This is a genomic window from Streptomyces sp. NPDC051018 (genome assembly GCF_044456085.1).
Taxonomy (GTDB): Bacteria; Actinomycetota; Actinomycetes; order Streptomycetales; family Streptomycetaceae; genus Streptomyces.
The window spans coordinates 365,344-388,366 of sequence record NZ_JBITFN010000001.1 but is presented as its reverse complement, the minus strand read 5'-3'; the positions used below and the strand labels follow the sequence as shown (position 1 = coordinate 388,366).

General features: G+C 70.2%; 19 protein-coding genes and 2 pseudogenes. 13 read left to right on the top strand and 8 right to left on the bottom strand.

The window, feature by feature from the left end; genetic code table 11:
• Window positions 1–36 precede the first annotated feature (36 nt).
• Complete coding sequence (locus ACIBCM_RS01540; RefSeq protein WP_399238926.1) at window positions 37–1,338, top strand: IS701 family transposase; 1,302 nt, start codon at window positions 37–39, stop codon at window positions 1,336–1,338.
• A 233-nt stretch (window positions 1,339–1,571) separates the two neighbouring features.
• Here the strand turns inward: ACIBCM_RS01540 and ACIBCM_RS01535 are convergent, their stop codons facing one another.
• The gene (locus ACIBCM_RS01535) at window positions 1,572–2,228 is read right to left on the bottom strand and encodes a ScbR family autoregulator-binding transcription factor (RefSeq protein WP_399238924.1); all 657 of its coding nucleotides are present in this window, start codon (window positions 2,226–2,228) and stop codon (window positions 1,572–1,574) included.
• A 192-nt stretch (window positions 2,229–2,420) separates the two neighbouring features.
• Here ACIBCM_RS01535 and ACIBCM_RS01530 point away from each other — a divergent pair, with 192 nt between their 5' ends.
• Window positions 2,421–3,170 (top strand): SDR family oxidoreductase, encoded by a 750-nt coding sequence (locus tag ACIBCM_RS01530; protein ID WP_399238922.1) that lies wholly within the window; start codon window positions 2,421–2,423, stop codon window positions 3,168–3,170.
• A gap of 480 nt (window positions 3,171–3,650) precedes the next feature.
• On the opposite strand, the gene ACIBCM_RS01525 is transcribed toward ACIBCM_RS01530, so the two are convergent.
• The 3 genes from ACIBCM_RS01525 to ACIBCM_RS01515 form a co-directional block, all read right to left on the bottom strand.
• Entirely contained in the window at window positions 3,651–3,731 is an 81-nt protein-coding gene (locus ACIBCM_RS01525; RefSeq protein WP_399239799.1) for a hypothetical protein, read from the bottom strand.
• Window positions 3,732–3,893: 162 nt separating this feature from the next.
• The gene (locus ACIBCM_RS01520) at window positions 3,894–4,802 is read right to left on the bottom strand and encodes a hypothetical protein (RefSeq protein WP_399238920.1); all 909 of its coding nucleotides are present in this window, start codon (window positions 4,800–4,802) and stop codon (window positions 3,894–3,896) included.
• Between the two features lie 16 nt (window positions 4,803–4,818).
• Window positions 4,819–5,067 (bottom strand): hypothetical protein, encoded by a 249-nt coding sequence (locus ACIBCM_RS01515; RefSeq protein ID WP_399238918.1) that lies wholly within the window; start codon window positions 5,065–5,067, stop codon window positions 4,819–4,821.
• A gap of 285 nt (window positions 5,068–5,352) precedes the next feature.
• Here ACIBCM_RS01515 and ACIBCM_RS01510 point away from each other — a divergent pair.
• A pseudogene (locus ACIBCM_RS01510) lies at window positions 5,353–5,619 on the top strand (ATP-binding protein); the annotation flags it as partial.
• 121 nt (window positions 5,620–5,740) lie between these two features.
• On the opposite strand, the gene ACIBCM_RS01505 reads toward ACIBCM_RS01510, so the two are convergent.
• The 3 genes and pseudogenes from ACIBCM_RS01505 to ACIBCM_RS01495 form a co-directional block, all read right to left on the bottom strand.
• Window positions 5,741–6,127, bottom strand: coding sequence for a VOC family protein (locus ACIBCM_RS01505; protein ID WP_399238916.1), 387 nt, complete (start codon window positions 6,125–6,127; stop codon window positions 5,741–5,743).
• A 741-nt stretch (window positions 6,128–6,868) separates the two neighbouring features.
• Entirely contained in the window at window positions 6,869–7,237 is a 369-nt protein-coding gene (locus ACIBCM_RS01500; protein ID WP_399238914.1) for a VOC family protein, read from the bottom strand.
• A gap of 144 nt (window positions 7,238–7,381) precedes the next feature.
• A pseudogene (locus ACIBCM_RS01495) lies at window positions 7,382–7,880 on the bottom strand (IS21 family transposase); the annotation flags it as partial.
• Between the two features lie 217 nt (window positions 7,881–8,097).
• Between ACIBCM_RS01495 and ACIBCM_RS01490 the strand changes: the two are divergent.
• Window positions 8,098–9,672 (top strand): ISL3 family transposase, encoded by a 1,575-nt coding sequence (locus tag ACIBCM_RS01490; protein WP_399238912.1) that lies wholly within the window; start codon window positions 8,098–8,100, stop codon window positions 9,670–9,672.
• A 147-nt stretch (window positions 9,673–9,819) separates the two neighbouring features.
• Window positions 9,820–11,031 (top strand): transposase, encoded by a 1,212-nt coding sequence (locus ACIBCM_RS01485; protein ID WP_399238910.1) that lies wholly within the window; start codon window positions 9,820–9,822, stop codon window positions 11,029–11,031.
• A gap of 5 nt (window positions 11,032–11,036) precedes the next feature.
• Here ACIBCM_RS01485 and ACIBCM_RS01480 read toward each other — a convergent pair whose 3' ends face one another.
• Window positions 11,037–11,504, bottom strand: coding sequence for an SUKH-3 domain-containing protein (locus ACIBCM_RS01480; RefSeq protein WP_399238908.1), 468 nt, complete (start codon window positions 11,502–11,504; stop codon window positions 11,037–11,039).
• A gap of 410 nt (window positions 11,505–11,914) precedes the next feature.
• On the opposite strand from ACIBCM_RS01480, the gene ACIBCM_RS01475 reads away from it, so the two are divergent.
• The 8 genes from ACIBCM_RS01475 to ACIBCM_RS01440 all read left to right on the top strand — a co-directional run bounded on the left by ACIBCM_RS01475 (window position 11,915) and on the right by ACIBCM_RS01440 (window position 22,860).
• On the top strand, window positions 11,915–12,241 hold the full coding sequence (locus tag ACIBCM_RS01475; RefSeq protein WP_399238906.1) for a MazG-like family protein: 327 nt from the start codon (window positions 11,915–11,917) through the stop codon (window positions 12,239–12,241).
• Window positions 12,242–12,798: 557 nt separating this feature from the next.
• Window positions 12,799–13,323 (top strand): toxin-antitoxin system HicB family antitoxin, encoded by a 525-nt coding sequence (locus tag ACIBCM_RS01470; RefSeq protein ID WP_399238904.1) that lies wholly within the window; start codon window positions 12,799–12,801, stop codon window positions 13,321–13,323.
• 80 nt (window positions 13,324–13,403) lie between these two features.
• Window positions 13,404–14,246 carry a DUF4097 family beta strand repeat-containing protein gene (locus ACIBCM_RS01465; RefSeq protein WP_399238902.1) on the top strand — a complete coding sequence of 281 codons (843 nt, stop codon included), beginning with the start codon at window positions 13,404–13,406 and terminating at the stop codon, window positions 14,244–14,246.
• Between the two features lie 72 nt (window positions 14,247–14,318).
• Entirely contained in the window at window positions 14,319–15,329 is a 1,011-nt protein-coding gene (locus ACIBCM_RS01460; RefSeq protein WP_399238900.1) for an ATP-binding cassette domain-containing protein, read from the top strand.
• The gene (locus ACIBCM_RS01455; protein WP_399238898.1) at window positions 15,326–16,111 is read left to right on the top strand and encodes an ABC transporter permease; all 786 of its coding nucleotides are present in this window, start codon (window positions 15,326–15,328) and stop codon (window positions 16,109–16,111) included. The genes ACIBCM_RS01460 and ACIBCM_RS01455 overlap by 4 nt, the downstream gene beginning before the upstream one ends.
• Window positions 16,112–16,386: 275 nt before the next feature.
• Window positions 16,387–18,006 carry a serine/threonine-protein kinase gene (locus ACIBCM_RS01450; RefSeq protein ID WP_399238896.1) on the top strand — a complete coding sequence of 540 codons (1,620 nt, stop codon included), beginning with the start codon at window positions 16,387–16,389 and terminating at the stop codon, window positions 18,004–18,006.
• 121 nt (window positions 18,007–18,127) lie between these two features.
• A complete protein-coding gene (locus ACIBCM_RS01445; RefSeq protein WP_399238894.1) occupies window positions 18,128–18,466 on the top strand; it encodes a hypothetical protein in 339 nt (112 codons plus the stop codon).
• A 26-nt stretch (window positions 18,467–18,492) separates the two neighbouring features.
• Window positions 18,493–22,860 carry a CHAT domain-containing protein gene (locus ACIBCM_RS01440; protein WP_399238892.1) on the top strand — a complete coding sequence of 1,456 codons (4,368 nt, stop codon included), beginning with the start codon at window positions 18,493–18,495 and terminating at the stop codon, window positions 22,858–22,860.
• Window positions 22,861–23,023: the final 163 nt, after the last annotated feature.

Here is a 23,023-nt window from a genome sequence, read left to right as displayed (position 1 = left end):
CATCCTCACCCCGCACCGAAACGGAGGGCACTCACCATGCCTGCGCTCGACACCACCCAGGTGGCGGCACCGGAGGCCGCCCTGCCGGTGGACGCCGCATCGACGGTGTCCAGGGCCGGGCCCGCGCGGTCCCGGCCGCTCCCCCACTCCCCCGCCCGGCCCTCCCGGCATTCCACCGAGTCCCCGCGGTTCCAGGAGTTCGCCGAGGAGGTCTTCGGGCATCTGCCACGGGCCGACCAGCGACGCTGGGCCGCCGCCTATCTGCGGGGCCTGCTGACGACCCCCGGCAAGAAGTCCGTACGGAGGCTGGCGGCAGCGGTCTCGTCCTCCCCCACCGCGTCCCACTCGCTCCAGCAGTTCCTGAACGCGAGCCCCTGGGACTGGGCGCCCGTACGGGCCGAGCTGGCCGTGCTGGCCGGACGCCGGGGACCCGTGCGGGCCTGGAGTGTGGCGACGGCCGTGGTCCCCAAGCGCGGCGAGCACTCGGTCGGCGTGCACAAGTCGTTCATCCCGGCCGCCGGTCGCGTCCTCAACTGCCAGCAGGGGGTCGGACTGTTCTTTCTGACCGCGGGAGAGGCCCTGCCCGTGGACTGGCGGCTGCTGCTGCCGAAGGACTGGGCCCTGGACGTCCAACGGCGGCAGCGGGCGCGCATCCCGCCGTCCGTCGGCCACGAGCCCTTGTCGGCGTACGCGCTCGACCTCATCGACACCGCCACCTCGGCAGGCCCACGGCCGAGACCGCCGATCGTGGCCGACCTGAGCGGTCCCGGCGACTGCGCCGACGCTTCCGCACTGGTCAACGGGCTGCTGGCACGCGGTCAGGCATTCGTCGTCACCGTCCCGGGCAGTCTGCCCGTCGTCCCCATGGACGGCCGCCGGGCAGGCGGGGGCCCGGCGTCCGGCGCACGGGAGTTCCTGCGCCGGTGCAGCCTGCGCCACCCCGCCACGATGACACTGTCCGGCCGGCGGGGAGAGCCGACGCTCATCCGGATCGCCTCCGGGGTGGTCCGGCTGCCGCCCTCCTCGCGGTGGGAGGCGGTCGGTGTACAGGACACCCTGCGACTGTTCCGCGCACAGGACTCCGCCAGGATCTGGGCGACCAATCTCGTGCACTGCGGGATGGACGACCTGCTCGGCCTGGCCCGGCTGCAGTCGCGAACGGCCCACGCGCTCGGCGACATGGCCACCGACTACGGGCTCCTCGACTTCGAGGGCCGCTCCTTCCCCGGCTGGCACCACCATATGACGCTGGTGTCCGCCGCGTACGCCTACGGCCGGCTCAACGCGGCGCCCGCCCCGGGCGGTTCGTCGACCGACCCGATGGGCACAGCCGCCTGAGACCGGGCCGACGCGCACCCGGCATCCCGACATCCCGGTATCCGGCCATCTCGATATCCCGGCGTCGCCGCATCCCGGCACCCCGGCACACGGACCGGCTCCCGGCGGCAGCACCTCACGACGGACCCTCCGCGACGCCCCGGAGGACGGGCCGGCACCCGGTACCCCGGGTACTCGTGGGCGCCCCTGACCGGCGCCCTCCTGGCCCGTACGCATCCGGCGGGCTCCGTGCCTCATTCGACCGGCAGGATCTCCAGCTGATCGGCGCGCTCCGTGCTCGCGTCGATCAGCTGGGCCACCTGCTCCGCGGCGACACCCGGGAGCAGGAACCGCCACATCTCCGTCGCCCGCTCGGTCAGATCCTCACGCCCCGCCACCACGTAGGAGTACATCTGCACACCCGTACACGAGGCGACGAGATACTCGGCGAGCCGCCGGGGATCGACGGACTCCCGCAGATCCCCCCGCTCACCGGCGGTCACCAGGATCTCTTCCATGATCCCGACCCAGACCTCGTACGGCCTGATGTCGTTCAGCCCGAAGCTGCGCTGCTCGGTGACCAGCCGGACGCCCGCCCGCAGCAGGGGGCTCGACTGGAGCTGCCGCGACCAGACCAGGGTGATGTCGACCAGCCGCTGGAGTCCCTCCGTCGCCAGGCGGGGCACGATCACGGTCGGCTGCGCCAGCATCACTTCCCGTGCGAGACCCTCCTTCGACGCAAAGTGGAAGTAGATGGCCCCCTGAGTCGTTCCTCCACGTTCGCAAATCTTGCTGATGCTCGCCCCGGCGAAGCCGAACTCGTCGAACACCTCCGCCGCCGCGAGGAGGATGCTGCCACGAGTCTCTACGGCCCGTTGCTGCATCCCGCGGTCGGACTGACGCCTCATCATCTCGCTGTCTCAAATCTTTGCTCGACAAACAAAAAGAACGTCCATTATGTTACTGGCGCGGGAGCCTCACGGCCAGGGGCCCCCGGGAAGCCGACGGAAACCCGCCCCCGGACCCGGTCCCCGATGTGCCGCCGGAGCAGGTGAACGGGCCCCCGCCGTCGACGGGTGCCGCCGGGTCTAGGCTGCGGGCCCATGAGCAGGGAAAAAGTCGCGGTGGTGACCGGTGCCGGTTCGGGCGTCGGCCGGAGCGTCGCCCTCATCCTGGCGGACGCGGGCTGGTCCGTGGCGGTCGCGGGCCGCAGATCCCACACACTGGAGCAGACGGCGTCGGCGGCGGGCGGGCGGATGCTGCGTGTCCCCACCGATGTGACCTCCCCGGACCAGGTGACCTCGCTCTTCACCGCCGTCCGGGAGAACTTCGGCCGCGTCGACCTGCTCTTCAACAACGCGGGCGTCCCCGGCCCGGGCGGCGTCCGCTTCGAGGACATCCCGTACGAGGAGTGGCGCGCGGTGGTCGACGTCAATCTCACGGGCGCGTTCCTGTGCGCGCAGGCGGCCTTTCGCACGATGAGGGACCAGTCCCCCCGGGGCGGCCGGATCATCAACAACGGCTCGGTCTCGGCCCACGCACCCCGCCCGCGGTCCGCCCCGTACACCGCCACCAAGCACGCGATCACCGGTCTGACGAAGTCCCTGTCACTGGACGGCCGGGAGTACGGGATCGCCTGCGGTCAGATCGACATCGGCAACGCGGCGACCGAGATGACGCGGCGGATGGAGACCGGAATCCTCCAGGCGAACGGCGAGGTCGCGGCGGAGCCGGTGATGGACACGACGGATGTGGCACGGACAGTGCTGCACATGGCGGAGCTGCCGCTGGAGGCGAATGTGCAGTTCGTGACGGTGATGGCGACGGCGATGCCGTACATCGGCCGGGGCTGAGCCCCCCTGCCGCCCCCCGGGCCCGCGTAATACCCGAACCTGCGGCTGGTGGGCTCGCATGGTGAGGTGTCGCGTATTCGTCAGCCGAGACGGGTTCATGGCCTGATGGAGTGACGGACAGTGATGCTCGGGAGCCCCGTCCTCCGCTGTTTGCCTCGCCTTACGACTGCGGGCTTGCGCTTACTCCGGATGGAGAGCTGCCAAGCGGGGCAGTCGGCGAGTCGTTTCGTCGTGGTCATCGACATCGAAGTTCCGGGTGGGGTCCAGCCCCCGGTAGCCGATGGTGGGTGGGCTCGCAGGGAGTTGATCACCCGGTCGCCGAGATGTGTGCGTTCCAGGCGATGCCCAGCATGTCCTCACCCTCCAGGTCGACACCGTCGGCTGCGGAGGCTCGGACGATGGGCAGTTCTGCCAGGGCATCGGATCAGCGACCACGGGCTCGAAGACTTCACGGCCCTGAACTGTCAGCCAGCCGCGGAATTAGTCGAAGCCGTCGTCAGAGCACCCGCCGTTGGCGATGTGAGCAGCGGCCCACAGAGGATTGGTGCAGGAGTCAATCATCAGGTCCCACAGAACCTGCTCGGCTGCGACGATCTCCTCGACCGGCCGGGAGGCCGGCAGCGGCATTCTCGTAGCGGATGGCTGACTGATCGTTGTCGGGGCGAGACGCGCTGCCGCAGTTCCTGGCGGGGTGGCCCATCTGGGTGTGGCTGGTGCTGGGGTTCACGAGGGTTCGGGTCCAGATGCGGAGTGACGGGACTGCGCGACTTCCTGTTCGCGTTCGCGGGCCGCGGCCTGCTGCTGAGCGCGGTAGCGGCGGAGTGCCGACTGGTCGCCGATGTGTTCGGCAGCCGCGATTGCGGCGTCGAGGACTCCGTCCATCCAGAGCCGAGTAGTCCCGTGCAGATCCTGCTCGCTCGCGGCGAGCAGTCGGCGCGCTGCTGAGCCGTCGGGGATGATCGGGACGAGGAGGAAGCACTCCTTGACGAAATGCCGCCATACTCCCTGGTCGAAGCCCTGCTTATCGGGAGGCAGGCTGCGCTGAGCCTCCTGAAGCGTTTGCCGTGCGCCCGCAAAGTCGTCGGTTCGGCATTGCAGCCGAGCCAGGGTGAGCAATTTGCTCACCCTGGCTCCTGACCACGACGAATCACAGATCGCGACGGCTTCTTTCTGTACTTCCACGGCTTCGGCGAGGTAGCCGAGCTGAGCGAGGTGGAACTGCAGTGTGTTGAGCGTGTCCGCGGTTCGGGGCTCACCTGCGGCCCACTCGGTCATGAACAGGCGGGACGCCTCGCGCTCGCCGAGGCGCGCCGCGTGGTGCGCCCACGACTTGAGTCCTTCGTCGGCCGGATCGGAAGGGAATCGTGTGCGTTGCCGGTCCAGCCACTCCTCGACGGCGGCATCGGTATGCCGGGCCGATGTGATGTCGACCAGGATGCGTTCGCGGTCGGGATGGGAGCCGGCCCGCACCGTCTCCGTGGCGGAGGCGACGCCTGCGGTGAGGAGATGGTAGAGGTGGTAGCCCAGCGCCGTATCGAAGCTGATGTTCTTGGCGTCCCAATGCAGCCACAGGTCCCCTGCCTGCCGGTGTTCGGCGACCAGGAATCCCGCGAGTGTCAGGTCGGAGGCCATGCCCCAGGGGACCACCTCACGGTAGTAAGTTGGTCTGCTGCTGGAGCAGGAAGCGCAGCAGCGGCAGGTCCTGGGCACGGCGGTCGTATTGCAGTGCCCACAGAACCGCGAAGCGGGCGGCTCTGTTGCGGTCGGCCAGGGGATCCTCGTCGGTGATCCGGGCGCAGTAGGCCAGGTCGTCCCACGTCGCCGGGTCCTGCCGCGCTCGTTCGAGAGCGCTTCGAGGTCCCCGCAGGAGGCGGTCCTGTTCTTCGGCGGCACTCATCGCCTTCCCTTCGCTTGCTCTTTCGTGATTCTGCCTGCTCGTTGCTCGCCCAGTGCGCGGGCGAGCCGGTCACGCAGGCGCCGGTTCTCCTCGGAAGCTGCCGGACACGGGTGTTCGCGGCTTCGAGCCGCCGCAGCAGAGAGGCGTCGGAGATCCGTTGGCGAGCCGGAACCGGGGACGTGGGTCCTCGGCGGTGTACCGCTCGCGGGCGTTCGATGTCCGCCGCCGAGGCCTGCGGCCAGGCGCGCGTGGCCGAGATGAACCGCCAGGTTCTCGGCGCTCTCTTTATGCATGGATGAACTCGGCTGCATGGAACTCGACCGCCGTCGAGCCGATTTGCTGTTCCAGGTTCTGACTGAACCCGAGGAGAAGAACAGCGTCGCCATCGCCTCCAAGAGTCGTTTTCCGGATGGACGAAGACGTTCACCGATCCTCGGATGTGCGCGGCCGTCGTCGACCGGCTCACCCTCAACGGCGATCATCCAGACCGGCACTGAGTCCTACCGGCTCGCCCACACCAAGGCCCTGGCCGAGCAGACCGCCGCCGGCTGAGAACGGAGCGGGTGCTTGCGCGGCACTCCCGACCGCGCAAGCAGGTCTCATTCGCCGGCGACCCCGTCGATCTGCTCGCGGATGAGATCGGCACGACCGCCGAAGTGCTCTGCCTCCGGCGTCAATCCGTTGGGGACAGGCAGAATTCGTTGCCTTCGGGATCGGCCAGGACGACGTTGTCAGCGTGCCGGGCTCGAACGGTCGCACCGAGAGCGGTCAGGCGCTGGATCTCCGCTTCCGGGTCCACGGCGAGCAGGTCCAGATGCACGCGGTTCTTCCCGGCCTTGGCCTCCGGCACGAGCTGGAACCACAGACGAGGTCCTCCGTCCGGCGACTCGACGAGAACAGTGGGGTCATCCTCGGTGCTGGTGATCCCCAAGGAGCGCAGGCGCGCAAGTTCCGCATCGTCGTACGGCGCGACGGCATAGCCGTCCAGAGCCGCGGACCAGAAGCGGGCCGTGGCCGCAGGGCGGGCGCAGTCGAAAACGATGTCGTGGAGTCGGGCCATCCACCCATGATCCACGCGTCCGGCGGACGGTGTCTCGCAGGTTTCAGAACACGGATGACTCGGGGCCCAGGCCCTCCAGGATCACTTGAGGCTTCGGCACTCAGCGAGTGACATCAGAACTCACTGACATCGATCTTCCCTGAACCACACGAGGTGACTCCCGGAACCACCTCCAAGGGACTCCGGCAAAGGCTCTGGTCCACTTCGTGTGGTCGCGTACGCAGCGTACCTGTCGATCTCCTCGTGAGGCTGGCTGAGATAGCCCGAGAATCGCCCGGTCGGTGTGCGGTGTCGCCGACAGTGCTGCGCCGTGAACGAAATACGGCCGGAACTTGATGAGTTGCTGTTCTCCTCGCTGGAGAACGTGTCGGTGGAGTCGGTCGCGGCAACCGACATGGTCGTCCGGATCGAGGCCCTGAGCACTGCTCGGCAGGCAGCCTGCCCTGGCTGCGGGTACCTGTCGGGGCGAATACACGGCTCCTGTCTGCGGTTTCCTCACGCTCTACCGACGGTGGGCAAGTCCGTCGTGGTGGCATTTGAGGGTGCGGCGGTTCGTCTGCGCGGAGGGCTCCTGTTCGCGCAAGACTTTCGCCGAGCAGGTTCCGGGGCTCACTCGCCGGTTCGGCCGACTGTCCGAGTATGCCTATGTGCAGAGTCAGGTACGGATAAACGTGCAGAGCAATCCATTTCTCATGGTGGGCGTGCTCGCTCCTTCGAGACGTGGTGTCTCGGCCGAGCCAGTCAAGATGTGACGAGGCAGAACGGATGTCCCGCTGGGTCGATGAGGACCCGCCACTTGTCCTTGTTGGGCTGCTGCTCTGGCTTCTTGGCGCCCAGTTCCAGCAGCCGGGCCTCAGCCTGGTCTAGGTCCTCGACCTTGAAGCAGACATGTAGTTGCTGAGGAACGGTTTGGTCAGGCCAGCTCGGAGCTTGGTAGTCGTCGACTCGTTGGAAGCCGATGAAAAGTCCATCGTCTCCGTTGAGGCCGGCGAAGTCTGCGTCCGATTTCGGGTGGGATGAGAGGCCGGTGGCCTGCTGATAGAACGACGCCAGTGCCAACGGATCGGGGCAGTCGAGGTTGATCGCGATCAGTTTCATCTGCACGGGCATGGAGTCTCCAGGACGCTCGGTGAACACTCTTGATGCCACTTTAGAGGCGGTTGCCCCGCAGTTGAGAGTGCCGGATCGTCCTCCGCGACCGTATTTCTGCAGGTCCAGGCCGGTGGTAAAGCAGCAGAACGGATCACGCGACTACGACAGCACCATGTGAAAGGAGTAGACCTTCGGGATGCCCAGATGGGCGAGGATCTTGCCCTCATCGCCCCAGTCCACCTGAGCCTGAGCACCCGGGATCACCTCGAACCGCCGGTGCATCCCCGCCAGCTCCCGCGGGGTGATCCCCAGTTCCTCGGCGATCCTTGGACGGGCCTCCTGCACGTAGAGCTTGACCCGTTGGTAGTTCCCGGTGAATCCGTACTCCGTGACCAGCCGCTCGTGGATCACCGCGGCCTTCATCAGGATCTCGGCCCGCAGCATCGCGTCGATCAGTGGAGCAACCTCGTCGACCACTCGCTTGCGTGGCTGACCACTCGCCGTCCGGCGTGGCGGGGCAGGTGAGTCAGCAGACAGGTACTTGCTGACCGTTCGCCAGTTCAGCCCGGTCTCCTTGGCGACCTCCGACAGGCTCATCGCCCCGGACTCCAAGGCCGCGGAAACGCCGGAGCTCCAGCCAGCGCTGCGGGTCCAAGACCATGGCCCACCCCTCTCTGCAACCTTCGACAACAGGCAGCAGCGTGCCGGGGGTCGGCACTCAGCACATCAAGAACTCTGTACGTTCATCCGTACGCGGCTATGCACGTTCACGGCCCTGGCTAGATTTTCGTGAAGCGAGGGTGTGCCTCCGTGCGGCGGTGACGCCCCGTCACGGGTAGCGGGACCGTCTGCACGTGTGTGATGACCTTGTACGGATCATGTCTCCGCACCTGGACGGGGTGCGGGTGGAGCGTGTGTGGTCGGCGGGCGTGGTGGTCCGTATCGCTGCTCGGACACGAGAGTTGAGGGTGGTGTGTCCGGACTGCGGGCGCGAGTCCGCTCGGGTGCACAGCCGGTGTCTCCGCAGACTGGCCGACGTCGCTGCTGGTGGACGCCCGGTCCTGATCACTCTGTCGGTGCGGCGCTTGTTCTGCGACGGTCCGGGCTGTGACCGGCGGACCTTCGCCGAGCAGGTGGACGGGCTGACGGTGCGCTATCAGCGTCGTAGTCCGCTGCTGCAGCATCTGGTGGAGATGGCCGGGGTGCTGCTCGCCGGCCGCGGCGGGGCCCGGCTTCTGCATATCCTGAAGGCGCCGCTGTCGCGGACGAGTGTGCTGTTCCAGCTGATGCGTATGCGACTGCCGTCGGTCGTGACACCGCGGGTGCTGGGGGTGGACGACTTCGCGCTGTACGCGGACGTCTACGGCACGCTGCTGGTGGATGCCGGCACGCGGTTGCCGATCGAGTTGCGGTCCGGGCGCGATGCCGGGCAGCCGGCCGCCTGGCTGCGCACGCATCCCGGCGTCGAGGTCGTATGCCGGGACGGCTCGCTGGTCCACCGGCAGGGCATCAGGGAAGGGGCTCCGGACGCGGTGCAGGCCAGCGACCGTTTTCACCTCTGGCAGGGGCTGTCGGAACGGGTCTGTGACATTGCCGCCGCCCACCGCGGCTGCCTGCCCGAGGCGGTGCCTGAGCCCGAACCGGCTCCGTCATCGTCGGCGGATCCGTCCGGGGCAGCTGATTCTCCCGCTCGCCGCCACGCCAAGCGCCTGTTCGAGGCGGTGCACGCGGTCTCCAACACAGGCCGGTCACTCAGCGCCATCGCCCGTGAGCTCGGCCTGAACCGACGCACCGTGGCCAAGTACGCACGCGCTGCCTCCTGGCAGGACTGCGTACGGCGCACTGCGCCGCGCCGGTCCACGAGTCTTGACCCGTATCCGGAACATCTGCGTCAACAATGGGACGAAGGTGAGCACACCGCGACGGTGCTGCACGAGGAGATCGTCGCCAAGGGCTGCCTGGGCCACTGCCAACGCGTCAAGATGGCCGTCGCGCCGCTGCGTCGCGGGCTGCCGATCGGCACACCGCGCGAGCGGCCACCCTCGCCCCGCCAGGTCGCCCGCTGGATCACCACGACACCATCCCGGCGCGGCCTGCATGCAACGGAGGGCCTCCGTCGGCTGTTCGAGCACTGCCCGGAGTTGAAGCGCACCCACGATCTGGTGCGGCAGTTCGCGGCCATGCTCGCGGGCTGCGACGCAGCCGGGCTGTCCGATTGGCCCGATCACCTCACGGCCGCGGACCTCCCGGCCTTGGCCGGCCTGGCCAAGGCCCTCCGCGAGGACCAGGCCGCAGTCGTGCAGGGCATCACCACACCGTTCAACTCCGGTGTCAACGAAGGCCGAATCACAGACCTGAAGCTCCAGAAAAGAATCATGGCCGGGCGCGCAGGAGTTCCCCTCCTCCGCCAACGCGTCGTCCTCATGGCCCACCTCCGACGCCGCTACCCGTGACGGGGCGTCACCGGCGCACGGAGGCACACCCTCGCTTCACGAAAATCCTGCCAGGGCCAGCTCAGGTCGTACGCCGACACCGGCGGACGGAACGGCTGCGAGCGACGCTCATCTCGATCGGCCTTGCGCTCGCGGGCCGGGGCTCGCATGACGGACGTCTTCGGGGCGCCCGTCAGTCGGAATACCCTGCTGAGGCTGATCGCCTCACTGCCGGATCCTCCGGTCACGGCGGCCCACGTGGTCGGCGTGGACGAGTACGCCCAGCGCAAGGGCCGCGTCTACGGAACTGCGCTCGTCGACGGGGAGACACGTCGCCCGATCGATCTCCTGCCGGACCGGGAGGCGGCCACGCTGGCGGCCTGGCTCGCCGAGCGGCCCGGCATCGAAATCGTCTGCCGCGACCGAGCCCCCTTCTTCGCAGAGGGCGCGACCCGCGGCGCCCCGCAGGCCATACAGATCGCGGACCGGTGGCACCTCTGGCACAACCTGGGCGAAGCCGCCGAGAAGTGCGTCTACCGGCACCGCAGTTGCCTGCGCCCCGCACCAGCACCACCTGATGAACCACCAGAGGAGGCGGAGCTGCCCGCGTCATCGCCCTGGCCGACGGGCCACCGGTTCGCCGAACGCACCCGCGCCAAGCACGCCGCCATCCACACGCTTTTGAAGGCTGGCCACAGCAAGCGATCCGTCGCCCGGCAGCTCGGCATGACGCTCAACACGATCCTGCGCTTCTGCCGGGCCGCCACACCGGAGGAGCTGTTCACCGGCCAGTGGCAAAGCCGCGCGACCGAGCTCGACGCCTACAAGCCCTGCCTCGACCTGCGCCGGCAGGAAGGCTGCACCAACGCCTGGAAGCTGTGGGAGGAGATCGGAGAGCAGGGCTACCCGGACGGCTACGGCAACGTCCGCAACTACGTGAGCAGGACTCTGCGCGGCAAACCCCAGCCGGTCGGCCCCCGGCCGCCATCGGCCCGCGCCGTGACCCGCTGGCTCCTGACCCACCCCGACGCCCTGGTCGAGAGCCACCGGATCCAGCTCAAGGCCGTGCTGGCCAACTGCCCCGAGCTGGACGTCCTCGCCAAGCACGTGCGCACCTTCGCCCACATGGTCACCGACCTGCAAGGCGACCAACTGCCGGAGTGGATCCAATCAGCCAGAGCAGCTACCGGCCTGCCCAGTCTCAGCCGGTTCGCTCACCACCTCGAACGCGACCTTGACGCCGTCGTCGCCGGACTCTCCCAACCGTGGAACTCCGGTGTCGTCGAGGGCCATGTCAACCGGATCAAGATGCTCAAGCGCCAGATGTTCGGCCGCGCAGGATTCGAGCTCCTCCGCAAGCGCGTCCTGCTAGCCCAATGACCATGTCAGCGGCTCCGATCCGACGGTCTGTGATCGCCATCGATCCTGCGGGGCATTACGCCGAGGATCAGGTTCTCGAGGGCGTGCGGCATTGACCCGAAGCCGGCGACCCAGGTCTCGACAAGGCAGATCTCACTGTCCTCGTCGATACCGAGAAAGAACCGGCCGTGATCGAGCTCGCCGAGCGGGAAGAGACGTCTCCCCAAGGATTCGCTCCACTCGGAGAACCGGTCATCCTCTCCCCAGGCCAGCTCCGGGTCCAGCTCGAATGGTTCCCGGGCACGGTTGATTCCCGGGCCGCCGATGCTAACGGTCAGCCCTCCGAACTCCTGGAGAAACCTCTCCGCAGCATCGTGCATGACGATGCCGACCGCTTCGAACATGGACCGCCAGTCGGTCGTGTCGACCTGCCTGTCCGCCGTCCAACCAGAAGCCTCCAGGACCTTGAGCACTTCCGGCGACCACTCACTCATGACAGGCCCAGCCCCCCACTTGAAGAATGAGGCGATCCTCCCAGCAGACGAACCGGGAGAACAGCGTGTTGCCGCACCACACGAAGTGGACCAGAGCCCTCGCAAAGTGCCACAGCCATACCGGTAGCGCCAGTACCGGTACCACGCCAGGGCCCCTGCCGCCGGACCGAACCAGCCGCACGCCCCGGGTCACCACCGGGCACCCGGGCCCGGCCCGACCGGGTCCCGACCGAATCCGGACCAGCCGCGCCCCGGGCCCGCCCCGCTCCCGCCGCGTACCCGTCCCGCCCCGGCCGCGGACCGGTCGCGAGGCACCGCGGATACGAGCCGCGCCCGGACCGGCACCGGAGCACGAGGACCCCGCGGGCTCGGGTGCGCTCCCCCTTCCCCGCCCGTGGGAGGCTGCCCCGATGGAAGACACCCCGATCTGGCCCACCGTCGACCGCCTCCGCGGCTGGCTGGACGAGGCGAGCACCCGCCCCGCCGAACAGGAGCTGCTGCTGCGGATGCTGAAGCTCTCCGAGGAGGTCGGCGAGGTCGCCGAGGCCGTCGTCGGGGCGACCGGGCAGAACCCGCGGAAGGGCCGGACCCACACCTGGCAGGACGTCGAGTCCGAACTGTGCGATGTGATCCTCACGGCGATGGTGGCCCTGCGCACCCTGACCCCGGAGGCGGAACGGGTGTTCACGGCCCACCTGGGGAAGGTCGCGACCCGGGCACTCGGCCGGAACGGCTGACCGGCCCCGCCCGCCGCCCGGACCGGGCCGTCGTACGGTCCCGCAGCCGGGCCGGGTCGGTCGGCGCACCGCCCCCGGACCGTCCGCCGTCCCGCGCCGCCCGGCCCTCACGTCGCCCGGCCCTCACGTCGCCGATCAGGCGGATATCGCCGAGGCAGACGCCTGCCGCCGGGCCACTGATCCTGAACCGTTGGTCCCGCACGTCGCCATCGCCCGCCTGTTCTGCCGGAGCCACCCGGGGGGCTCGACGATCGTGGCGCCCCGGGTGGGCCCGGCCGCAGACGGTACGGCGGGAGCGGGCCGCCCTCTCAGGGCATCCTGTGGCACCACTTGGCCCGAGATGGCGCCACCGAGCGCCACCCTGCGCCAACAGGTGCCACACTGCGCCATCCAGCGCCACCACGGACCGCCATCACCCCCTGAGCACACATGGCGCCACGTTGACCCAGCCCAGCACCTTGGCATTTCCGCAGGTCAGAGCCATCGCGCCAGAATCTGCACGCACAAGACGCCATCCAGACTTGCATGTGGCGCCAAAGTGGTGCCATACTCATGCCATGGACCTCACTCCGTATGTCGACACCCTCCGCCGCGAACTCGCGGTGGCCGCCGAAGCCGGCGGGAAGGAAGCCCGTGAGCTGGCCGAGCGCCTCACGGCTCCTCTGGAGTCGGCGACCCGTTTGACCATGCTCAATGTGCTCTCCGCCGCGATGGACGAGATCACCCGTGAACTCGCCCCCGGCTCGGTCGACGTACGGCTGCGCGGTCTGGACCCCGACTTCGTGGTGACGCCGCCGCCCGCAGAGGGCGGCCCCATGGAAGCGGTCACCGCGCCCGTCGAACCGCCCAGGGCGCAGGCGCCCGCCGACGGGGACGAGGGTGGCACCGCCCGCGTCAATCTGCGTCTGCCGGCCCACCTCAAGGCGCGCGCCGAGGAGGCGGCGAATCGCGAGGGCCTGTCGGTCAACGCGTGGCTGGTGCGGACCGTGTCGGCCGCGGTCGACGACAGCACCCGGCCGCATACGGCGAACAAGCCCCGCAGCGTCGGCATCGGACAGAGCTTCACGGGCTGGGTGCGCTGACCGCACCCGCCACCACCACTTCACCCACACCACGTCCCACCAGCGGGGACGAATCGACGACCCATGAGGACGGGACAGCCATGCCTTCTTTCGACACGCCCGAGCACGTTTCGGTCAACGCCTATGTGTACGCGGGCTCCATCCAGTTCACCACGGGCGACCGCCTCGGCAGTCTGGTCGAGGTACTCCCCCGCGACCCCAAGAAGGACCTGGACGTACGGACGGCCGAGCAGACCGAGGTCAGCTGCGCGAACGGCGTTCTGACCATCACCACGCCCAAGGCCGGCCTCCTCGGGCGCGGCGGCACCGTCGATGTCACGGTGGCGCTGCCCACGGGTTCGGCCATCGATGTGACCGGCGAAGGGACCAGTGTGATCAGTGAAGGCCGGCTGGGTGAGGTCCGGGTGAAGACCTCGGCCGGCGACGTCCGCCTCGACACCACCGGCCCGGTGAATCTCAAGGTCCCGCACGGCTCGACCACGGTGGACCGCGTCGAGGGCTCGGCCGAGATCACCAGCAGCACCGGCAATGTGCGCGTCGGCCTGATCGACGGCCCCGCCAGCCTGAAGAACACGCACGGCACCACCGCCATCGGTGCCGTGACCGGCGAGCTGCGGCTGAAGGGCGCCCACGGCGGCATCGACATCGCCCGCGCCGAGGCGTCCGTCACCGGCACCACGACCCACGGCATGGTTCGCCTCGCCGAAGTCGTACGCGGAGAGGTCCAGTTGGAGACGTCCAACGGCTCCATCGAGATCGGTATCCGCGAGGGCACGGCCGCCTGGCTGGATGTCAGGACCACGCGCGGCCAGGTGCGCAACACGCTCGACTCGTCCAAGGCTCCCGAGCAGTCCGAGGAATCCGTCACGGTCCGCGCCCGGACCAACTGGGGCAACATCGACATCCGCCGCGCGAAAGTCTGAACTCCCCATCCCGGCACCGGCCCCCTCTCCCCCGATCCCCCGATGACCTCAGTCCCCGAATGGGAGGACTCCATGTCTTCGTCTGTCATGCCCACGTCCAGGCGCGGTGACGGTTCACACCCGCCCGCCGCCGTCTCCGCCACCGGCCTGCACAAGTCGTACGGCGACAAGACCGTCCTCGACGGCATCGACCTCCACATCCCCACCGGAACCGTCTTCGCCCTCCTCGGCCCCAACGGCGCCGGCAAGACCACCGCCGTCAAAATCCTCTCGACCCTCATCACCGCCGACGCCGGCCACGCCCACATCGCCGGACACGACCTCACCGCCGACCCCCAGGCCGTACGCGCCGCCATCGGCGTCACCGGCCAGTTCTCCGCCGTCGACGGCCTCATCACCGGCGAGGAGAACATGCTCCTCATGGCCGACCTCCACCACCTCTCCAAGCGCGAAGGACGACAGGTCGCCACCGAACTCCTCGAATGCTTCGACCTGGTGGACGCCGCCAGAAAGCCCGCCTCCACCTACTCCGGCGGCATGAAACGCCGCCTCGACATCGCCATGACCCTCGTCGGCAACCCACAGATCATCTTCCTCGACGAACCCACCACCGGACTCGACCCCCGCGCCCGCCACAACATGTGGCAGATCATCCGCGCCCTCGTCACCACCGGCGTCACTGTCTTCCTCACCACCCAGTACCTCGAGGAAGCCGACGAACTCGCCGACCGCATCGCCGTCCTCAACAACGGCAAAATCGTCGCCCAGGGCAGCGCCGACGAACTCAAGCGGCTCATCCCCGGCGGACACGTACGACTCCGGTTCGCCGACCCCACCGCCTACCACTCCGCAGCCGCCGCGCTGCACGAGGTCACCCGCGACGACGAAGCACTCGCCCTCCAGATCCCCAGCGACGGCAGCCAGCGCGAACTGCGCGCCATCCTCGACTGGCTGGACTCCACCGGCGTCGAGGCCGACGAACTGACCGTCCACACACCCGACCTCGACGACGTCTTCTTCGCCCTGACCGGAAACACCCAGCCCGCCCGGACCGACCGCACCGAGAAGGAGGACGTCCGATGAGCTCTCTCAGCCTCGCAGTACGCGACTCCGGCACCATGCTCCGCCGCAATCTGCTGCACGCCCGGCGCTACCCGTCCATGACCCTGAACCTGCTGCTCACGCCGGTCATGCTGCTCCTGCTGTTCGTCTACATCTTCGGCGGTGTGATGAGCGCGGGCCTCGGCGGCGCCGACCGCTCCGTCTACATCGCCTACGTCGTCCCGGGCATCCTGCTGATGACGATCGGCAGCACCGTGATCGGGGCCGCGGTGTCCGTCTCCACGGACATGAGCGAAGGCATCATCGCCCGCTTCCGCACCATGGCGATCCACCGCGGCTCGGTCCTCATCGGGCATGTGCTCGGCAGCGTCCTCCAGTCGATCGCCAGCGTGGTTCTCGTCGGCGCCGTCGGCGTGGCCATCGGCTTCCGCTCCACCGACGCCACCGTCCTGGAGTGGGTCGCGGCCTTCGGACTGATCGCCCTGTTCGCCCTGGCCCTCACCTGGATCGCGGTCGGGATGGGCATGGCCAGCCCCAACGCCGAGGCGGCCAGCAATATGGCCATGCCCCTGATCCTCCTGCCCCTCGTCTCCAGCACCTTCACCCCGATCGACGCGATGCCGGGCTGGTTCCAGCCCATCGCCGAGTACCAGCCCTTCACCCCCGCCATCGAAACCCTCCGCGGCCTCCTCCTCGGCACCGAGATCGGCCACAACGGATGGCTCGCCCTCGCCTGGTCCATCGGCCTGGCCGCGCTCGGCTACCGCTGGGCGACGGCGCAGTTCAACCGCGACCCCAGGTAACCGGCACCAACCCCCGGGCCGCCCCCGCGGCCCCACCCGCCCCGGGGCGGCGTACCCGACACACATCGGCGTACGCCGCCCCGTCGGCGTCCTTCCGGCATCCCGGCCGCCCACCCGGCCGCAGGCACCACGGTGACGGCGGACGCCCCGGATGCCCTGCCCGGCCGGGACCGGAGACCGGCCCGGTACCGGCGCCCGGAACAGCAGCCGGCCACTGGCCGGAAACCGGGGCGGATCCCCGGGCCGGGTAGGTCAATTCCTCTAATCTGTCCGCCATGAGCACCTCGGGGGACATGGTCGACGGGCGGTTCGAGCTGATCGAACGGCTCGGCAGCGGAGGAATGGGCACCGTGTGGCGGGCGCGGGACACCGCCCTGCACCGGGAAGTGGCACTGAAGGAGGTACGGCACGACGCGGCGGCGTCCGATTCCGTACGGGAACGGGTGCTGCGCGAGGCCCGCGCGCTCGCCCGGCTCAGCCATCCGCATGTGGTGACGGTCCATCACATCGTGGACGGTGATCCGCATCCGTGGATCGTGATGGAGCTGGTCACCGGCTCCTCACTGGACGAGCGCCTGAACGAGGGCCCGATGACCCCGGTCCGGGCCGCGGGGATCGGCCGCCAGGTGCTCTCGGCGCTGCGGGCGGCCCACGCGGCGGGCATCCAGCACCGGGACGTCAAGCCCGCGAACATCCTGCTGCGCGCGGACGGGACCGCCGTCCTCACGGATTTCGGGATCGCGGCGCTCCAGGGATCCACCTCGCTGACGATGACGGGCGAACTGGTCGGCTCGCCCGAGTACATCGCGCCGGAGCGGATCCGGGGGCGGAACGACCATCCGGCGTCCGATCTGTGGTCGCTGGGGATCGTGCTGTACGTCTGCGCGGAGGGTGTCAGTCCGCTGCGCCGGCCGACCACGCTCGCGACGCTGGCCGCCGTCCTGGACGAGCCGGTGCCGCCGCCGGTGCGGTCGGGGCCGCTCGCTCCCGTACTCCAGGCCCTGCTCGTACGGGATCCCGGGGCGCGGCCGGACGCGGCGGAGCTGGAGACCATGCTGGCGCGGGTGGAGTCGGGCGGGGTGCCGGACTGGGCCGGGCCGACGCTGACCTCCGCGGTGCCGCCACCGCCTCCCGGGCCGGTGCCTCCCCCGCCGGGGGCCCGAAGGCCCGTGCCTCCCGTGCCCACCCGGATCGACAGCCCCCGGCCCGCGGTGCCGGACGCGACGGTGCCGAGCCCTTCGGTGCCCGCCTCCCGGGGAGCCCGGAGCCGTACCGCCGTCGTCGTCGCCGTGGTCGCCGTGGTGGCGGTCATCGCGACGGCCGCGCTGCTCCTGGCCCTGCGCGACTCCGGTGACGGGGAGCCGAAGGCACGGCAGGGCCCGGCCGGAGGCGCCTCCCCCGCGCCCTCCGGCTCCCCGTCGGCCTCTCCCTCTCCCTCCCCCTCTACGTCCGTGTCCGCGTCCCAGGCACCGCCCCCGGAGACCTCGGCGCCACCGTCCCCCCGGACCTCGGCGCCCGCGCCCGCCCCGGAGCCCGAGCAGCCGTTCACCGCCCCGCCCGCCTCCGGGGGCCGCTGGATCGCCCAGCTCTTCTCGGAGCCGGTGGGTTCCGGCACCGACGCGCGGGACCTGCGGCTCGCCCGCGTGCGGGAGTCCGTACCGGAGGCGGTCTACATCCGCAGCGACGACTACGCCTCGCTGCGGCCGGGCTACTGGGTGATCTACGCGCCGGGACCGTTCGCCGACGGGCGGGCCGCGCTCGCCTTCTGCGCCGAACGCGGCCGGACCTCCGCCAACACCTGTATGGGCCGCTATCTCAGCGGGAGTTCCGCGGACTTCGGACTCCAGTGCCGTCCGCCGGCGAGTTCTCCCACCGGGCGCTGCACCCGTTCGTAGCCGTATCGCGGCCCCGCACGGGTCCGCGCGGTCCAGGGCCCCTCCGGAGCCGTTTCGCTTCCCCCGGCCGGGGCCTTGGGGCACGATATGAACAGCGATCAGCTGAGCCTTGGGGGGTTTCGTGACGGTTCGGATCCTGGTCGAGGGCAACGGGTTCCACAGAGCCGCGGAGGACCTCGCCGCGCTGCCCGGTGTCCACGACGACGTGGAACTGCTGACCGCCGATCCGACGAACAAGGAACCGGTGCTCGTCACGGTCGCCGCGGTCGTGGGCATCGCCGCCGGATCGGCCGCGCTGGCCGAGCAGATCATGCGCTGGTGGAAGCGCTGGAAGGGCCGTCCCGACCGCCCGGACAGGGTGGTGATGGTGCTGGTCGACGGCCGCAGGATCGCCCTGGACTCCCTCGACGAGGCCGCGCTGGCCCGGCTGCTGGCGCCGCCGCCGGAGCAGGACGACTGAGCGGCGCCAGGGGCGGACCCCGGGCCATGGACCAGCGCGAACGCACCATCACCATCCGGGTCGACCGGCTCGGCCCCGGAACGGCCCTACTGGGCTACGACTACGGGCCGGACACCGAACCCGGCACCGCACCCGTGGAGCTGTCCTCGATCGAGGACATGCTGGCGCGCGCGGAGACCGACTACTACGCCCCTCTCCCGGCCGATCCGGGCGAGGCCCGGGCGCTGCTGGAGTCGTACGGCACCCGGCTGTTCACGTTTCTGGACACCCCCGAGCGGCGGCTGTCGGGGTTCATCGGGCGGACCCGGGGCTCCTGGGACGTGCTGGCGCTCGTCATCGGCACGGACGCCGGATTCGGGCATCTGCCGTGGGAGCTGCTGCACGACGGCAAGGGCTTCCTGGTCGCGGCGGCCAACCCGGTCGTTCCGGTGCGGCAGGTGGCGGGCGCGGCCGGCCACCGGAGCCCGCAGAGCAGACCCCTGCATCTGGCGTTCATGGCGTGCGCTCCGGAGTCCGCGGGCGGGGCCCTCGACCACGACGCCGAGCAGGCGAAGATCTGGGAGGCCACCCGGCGCTTCCGGATCGAACTGGAGGTGGAGGAGAGCGGGGAGCTGGAGCAGTTGCGGCACCGGGTGCTGGAGTACTCCCGCGGCGATGTCGACGTCGTCCATCTGACCGGGCACGCGGTGCTGACGGAGGACGGGCCGCGGTTTCTCGCCGAGGGGCCGCACGGGGAGGCGGTGGCCGCCACCGCCGAGGACATCCACGACGGTCTGGGCCGCTCCCCCCATGTGGTGTTCCTGTCCGGCTGCCGTACCGCGGAGTCGCCGGAGTCGGGCGCGGTCGCCTCGCTCGCGGAGTCGCTGGCCCGCTGTTCCGCGCCGCTGGTGCTCGGCTGGGGCCGGCCCGTGCCGGACAGCGCCGCCACCGGGGCGGCGGCGGCGTTCTATCAGCAGCTGGCGGAAGGGCTGTCGCCCGCGGTCGCGCTGGCGGGCACCTACCGGCGGCTGGTCCGGGACTCGGTGCCGTACTGGCATCTGCTGCGGATGTTCGTACGCGGCGATCTGCCCGGGCCGCTGGTCACCCCCGCCCGGGCGCCCGGCAGGGACCGGGTGATCCGCAGATCCCGCCCCGGGTTCGCCGGGGAGCCGCTGGATCCCCGGCGGTTCGTCGGACGGCGGCGCGAGATCCAGCGGGCGCTGCGGCTGCTGGACTTCTGGGACGTGGAGCAGCCGTCCGCGGGGCTGATCGTCCACGGGATGGGCGGGGTCGGCAAGACCACCCTGGCGCAGCGGATCCGGGAGCGCCTGGTCGACGGCGACCGGCACACGCTGTGGCTGCACGGCCATCTCGACGAGGGCTCCGTGCTGAGCGCCATCCAGGACGACCCCCGGCTCGCCCCGGCCCTCGGCGATCCCACACCGGGCCGGCCGCTGCGCCGGCAGCTGCTGTCGTTCCTCGACCGGGCGCCCAATCTGCTGATCGTGCTGGACGAGTTCGAGTTCAACTTCCGCGAGGACCGGCTCACTCCGGACGATCTCCAGCTGGTCGACGGGCGGCCGGTGACCCTGCCGGAGGCCGCCGCGGTGCTCGCCGATCTGGTCGACGCGGTACGGGCGTCGGTGACCGTGCACCGGATCGTGATCACCAGCCGCTATCTGCCCGTACTGGACTGCGTACGCCATCTGGAGCGGATGGAGCTGCATCCGCTGCTGGAGCCCGAACTCGACCGGCTGGTGGACCGGTTGCAGCAGCCGGCACCGCTGCCGCAACCGGTGGTGGGCTGGGCGCGCCGGCTCGCCGGGCAGAATCCGCGGCTGCTGGAGTGGCTGTTCAACGTCGCGCGCAGCGATATGGACGGCGATCTCGACGAGCAGGCGCTGCGGGCCCGGCTGCGGGACAAGCGCGGGGAGTTCCTGGAGAAGAACATCTTCGCGCCCATGCTGATGGACCGGATCGACTCCGCCGCCCGGGAGCTGCTGACGGCGGCCGCGCCGTATCTGCTGCCCGTGCCGGTCGGTACGCTCGCCCGGCTCACCGGCACGGACCCCGGCGAGACCGAGCGGCGCGCCCATGAGCTGGCGGGGCTGAGCCTGCTGGAGCGCACCCCGGTGGAGGGCGGGGGGACCCGGTTCCGGGTGCCGCTGATGCTCGATCCGCTGTTCGCGCTCACGGATCCGCGGGAGCGCAGACAGCGGGCGGCACGGTGTGCCCGCCGGCTCGCCGAGGAGCTGGGCGACTTCCTGGAGGAGCCGGACGCGCGGCTGCTGGACCACGGCATCCTGCGGGAGGTGCACCGCCTGGCCGTGGAGGGGGAGCTGCCGGAGCTGGCCGTGGACACCGCGATCTCGCTGGCGGAGGTGGAGTTCAACCGTATGCGCTTCGGCAGGTCCGCCGCGATCTGCCGGGAGATGCTCCAGCACGCCCGGGTCCACCGGCTGTTCCTCCAGCTCGCGAACGCGGAGAGCGAGCTGGGACACCCGACGGACGCCGATCTGTACTACGAGCGGGCGCTGGAGCTGTGTCCCCCGGACAATCCCCGCGACCGGGCCGCGATCCTCAGCTACTCCGCCGCCGAGGCGGGCCGCCGTGCGCCGGAGCGCTGCTACGCGCAGGTCACGGAGGCGATCACGCTCTCCCGGCTGCACGGGCGGGACAGCACCCTCGCCGACGCGCTGCGCACCCTCGCGCGGTACTGGGCGGGCCACGGCGACGCGGGTGAACGGGCCCGGATCGCCGGGCTGTTCACGGAGGCGATGGCGGCGGCCGGGAAGGTGAGGGACCGGGGGGTCGCGGTGGCCGGTGTCCGCTACGACCGGGCGCTGGTGCAGTACCTCCGCGAGGACGACACCGACACCGCCCGCAGCGAGATGCGCGCCGTGCTGGAGGACTTCAAGCGGCTCGATCTGCCCCTCCACCAGTCCATGGCGCTCCAGGAACTGGCGTCGGTGTGGCTGAACCAGCAGCCCCCGGACACCGACGAGGCGACCCGGCTGGTCCGTGACGCGATCAAGCTCAACCAGCGGCTGAGATCCGTACGCGTCGAGGCCAGCTGCGAGTTCACGCTCGGGGACATCGCCTCGGTCCGCGAGGACTTCGAGACGGCGAAGGAGCACTACGCCGTCGCGCGGGACGTCAGCCGTGCCATGGGCGACCAGTTGCTGGAACTGACGTCCGTCATGCGGCTGTTCCATCTGCACACCTATCTCGACGAGACCGAGGATGCCGGTCGGCAGCGGCTGGCGGCCGACGCCCTGACGGAGACGTTCGATCTGCCCGATCACCGGATCGAGCTGCTGCTGGCGTCCGTGGAACGGGACCGCCAGGACCCCGGGCACGACATGGACGCCGTGCTGGAGGGAGCGAGGCAGGCCGCGTCCCTCGCCCGTGAGACGGGGATGCCGGGCGCCGAGATCAGGGCGTGGACCGTCTTCGCCGACGAGGTGGAGAACGCGGGGACGGCGGTGGCGGAGGCGGTCCCGGCGCTGGAACGGCTCCTGGAGCTGCACCGCGCGGCCGACGACGCCGCCGGGGTGGCGACGGCCCTGCGGCGGCTGGGCGAGCAACTGCTGGCCGTGGAGCGTTTCCAGGAGGCGCGGGCGCCCCTGACGGAGGCCATGGGGCTCACCGAGCCCGGGGATCCGTATCCGCGGGCGAGACTGCACGATCTGCTGGCCACGGCGGCCGAGGGCACCGGGGATCCGCGCACCGCCGAGGACCATCTGCGGCGCTGCGCGCTCCAGTGGCTGGAGCTGGAGGAGAACCCGGGCGCCACCCTGGCGCTGCGCCGGCTCGCCGCCGTACAGCGGTCCCTGGGGTCGGACTCGGCGCGCTGGACGCTGCTGGCGGCCCGTTCGCTGTGCCGGCTGGTCCCCTCCGGCTACACCGAGAGCCTGATCCTGGAGGATCTCGCCGGACTGGAGGAGAGCGATGGGGCCGCCTGGAACGCGTGGTCGTGGCGCGAGGCCGGGCAGCGCGCCCTGCACCGCGGGGTGGTGCTGCGGATCCAGATGGCCGATGACATCGTCGACCACTTCGACCCCGACCAGGGGTCGACGAGCCTGGTCCAGGTCGAACGGCTCCGGGGCGAGCTGCTGGCGGCGGAGCAGTGGCGGCTGCCGTCGGTGAACATCCAGGACGCGACCGGTTTCGAGCCCGGCCGGTTCACCCTCAGCGTCTGGGGCGAGGCCGTCCACACCGCGACCCTGATCATCCCGGATGATCCGGAGGGCGACCCGATCGACCAGGTCACGGCGGATCTCCGGGCGGTGGCCCACCGCTACCGGGAGCAGATCGACGCGGGTGAGCCGCGTCCGGAACCGGAGCCGGGCATCGAGGACATCCCCGTAGGGGACATCCTCGAAGCGCTGCGCCGCCCGGACGCGGAGGCCTGAGCGCGGGCGGGTGAGCGTCGGGGCCGGGGCCTAAGGGCTGTCCCGTAATCGGCGGTGGATCAGCGCGCGGCGTCAGATGCGGTGCATCGCAAGGCGGAGGAGCGCCCGCATACTGGGCGTATTTGGGCGTTTCGACAACGAAGCGAGGTGCCGTAGCTGTCGT

Bases quoted from the DNA above. Each gene is read 5' to 3' on its own strand.
- ACIBCM_RS01490 (WP_399238912.1), top strand. From the start codon at position 8,098: ATGTCTCCGCACCTGGACGGGGTGCGGGTGGAGCGTGTGTGGTCGGCG.
- ACIBCM_RS01450 (WP_399238896.1), top strand. From the start codon at position 16,387: ATGAGCACCTCGGGGGACATGGTCGACGGGCGGTTCGAGCTGATCGAA.
- ACIBCM_RS01515 (WP_399238918.1), bottom strand. From the start codon at position 5,067: ATGAGTGCCGCCGAAGAACAGGACCGCCTCCTGCGGGGACCTCGAAGC.
- ACIBCM_RS01520 (WP_399238920.1), bottom strand. From the start codon at position 4,802: ATGGCCTCCGACCTGACACTCGCGGGATTCCTGGTCGCCGAACACCGG.
- ACIBCM_RS01485 (WP_399238910.1), top strand. From the start codon at position 9,820: ATGACGGACGTCTTCGGGGCGCCCGTCAGTCGGAATACCCTGCTGAGG.
- ACIBCM_RS01540 (WP_399238926.1), top strand. From the start codon at position 37: ATGCCTGCGCTCGACACCACCCAGGTGGCGGCACCGGAGGCCGCCCTG.
- ACIBCM_RS01505 (WP_399238916.1), bottom strand. From the start codon at position 6,127: ATGGCCCGACTCCACGACATCGTTTTCGACTGCGCCCGCCCTGCGGCC.
- ACIBCM_RS01455 (WP_399238898.1), top strand. From the start codon at position 15,326: ATGAGCTCTCTCAGCCTCGCAGTACGCGACTCCGGCACCATGCTCCGC.
- ACIBCM_RS01475 (WP_399238906.1), top strand. From the start codon at position 11,915: ATGGAAGACACCCCGATCTGGCCCACCGTCGACCGCCTCCGCGGCTGG.
- ACIBCM_RS01525 (WP_399239799.1), bottom strand. From the start codon at position 3,731: ATGATTGACTCCTGCACCAATCCTCTGTGGGCCGCTGCTCACATCGCC.
- ACIBCM_RS01500 (WP_399238914.1), bottom strand. From the start codon at position 7,237: ATGCCCGTGCAGATGAAACTGATCGCGATCAACCTCGACTGCCCCGAT.
- ACIBCM_RS01530 (WP_399238922.1), top strand. From the start codon at position 2,421: ATGAGCAGGGAAAAAGTCGCGGTGGTGACCGGTGCCGGTTCGGGCGTC.
- ACIBCM_RS01480 (WP_399238908.1), bottom strand. From the start codon at position 11,504: ATGAGTGAGTGGTCGCCGGAAGTGCTCAAGGTCCTGGAGGCTTCTGGT.
- ACIBCM_RS01535 (WP_399238924.1), bottom strand. From the start codon at position 2,228: ATGATGAGGCGTCAGTCCGACCGCGGGATGCAGCAACGGGCCGTAGAG.
- ACIBCM_RS01465 (WP_399238902.1), top strand. From the start codon at position 13,404: ATGCCTTCTTTCGACACGCCCGAGCACGTTTCGGTCAACGCCTATGTG.
- ACIBCM_RS01460 (WP_399238900.1), top strand. From the start codon at position 14,319: ATGTCTTCGTCTGTCATGCCCACGTCCAGGCGCGGTGACGGTTCACAC.
- ACIBCM_RS01470 (WP_399238904.1), top strand. From the start codon at position 12,799: ATGGACCTCACTCCGTATGTCGACACCCTCCGCCGCGAACTCGCGGTG.
- ACIBCM_RS01440 (WP_399238892.1), top strand. From the start codon at position 18,493: ATGGACCAGCGCGAACGCACCATCACCATCCGGGTCGACCGGCTCGGC.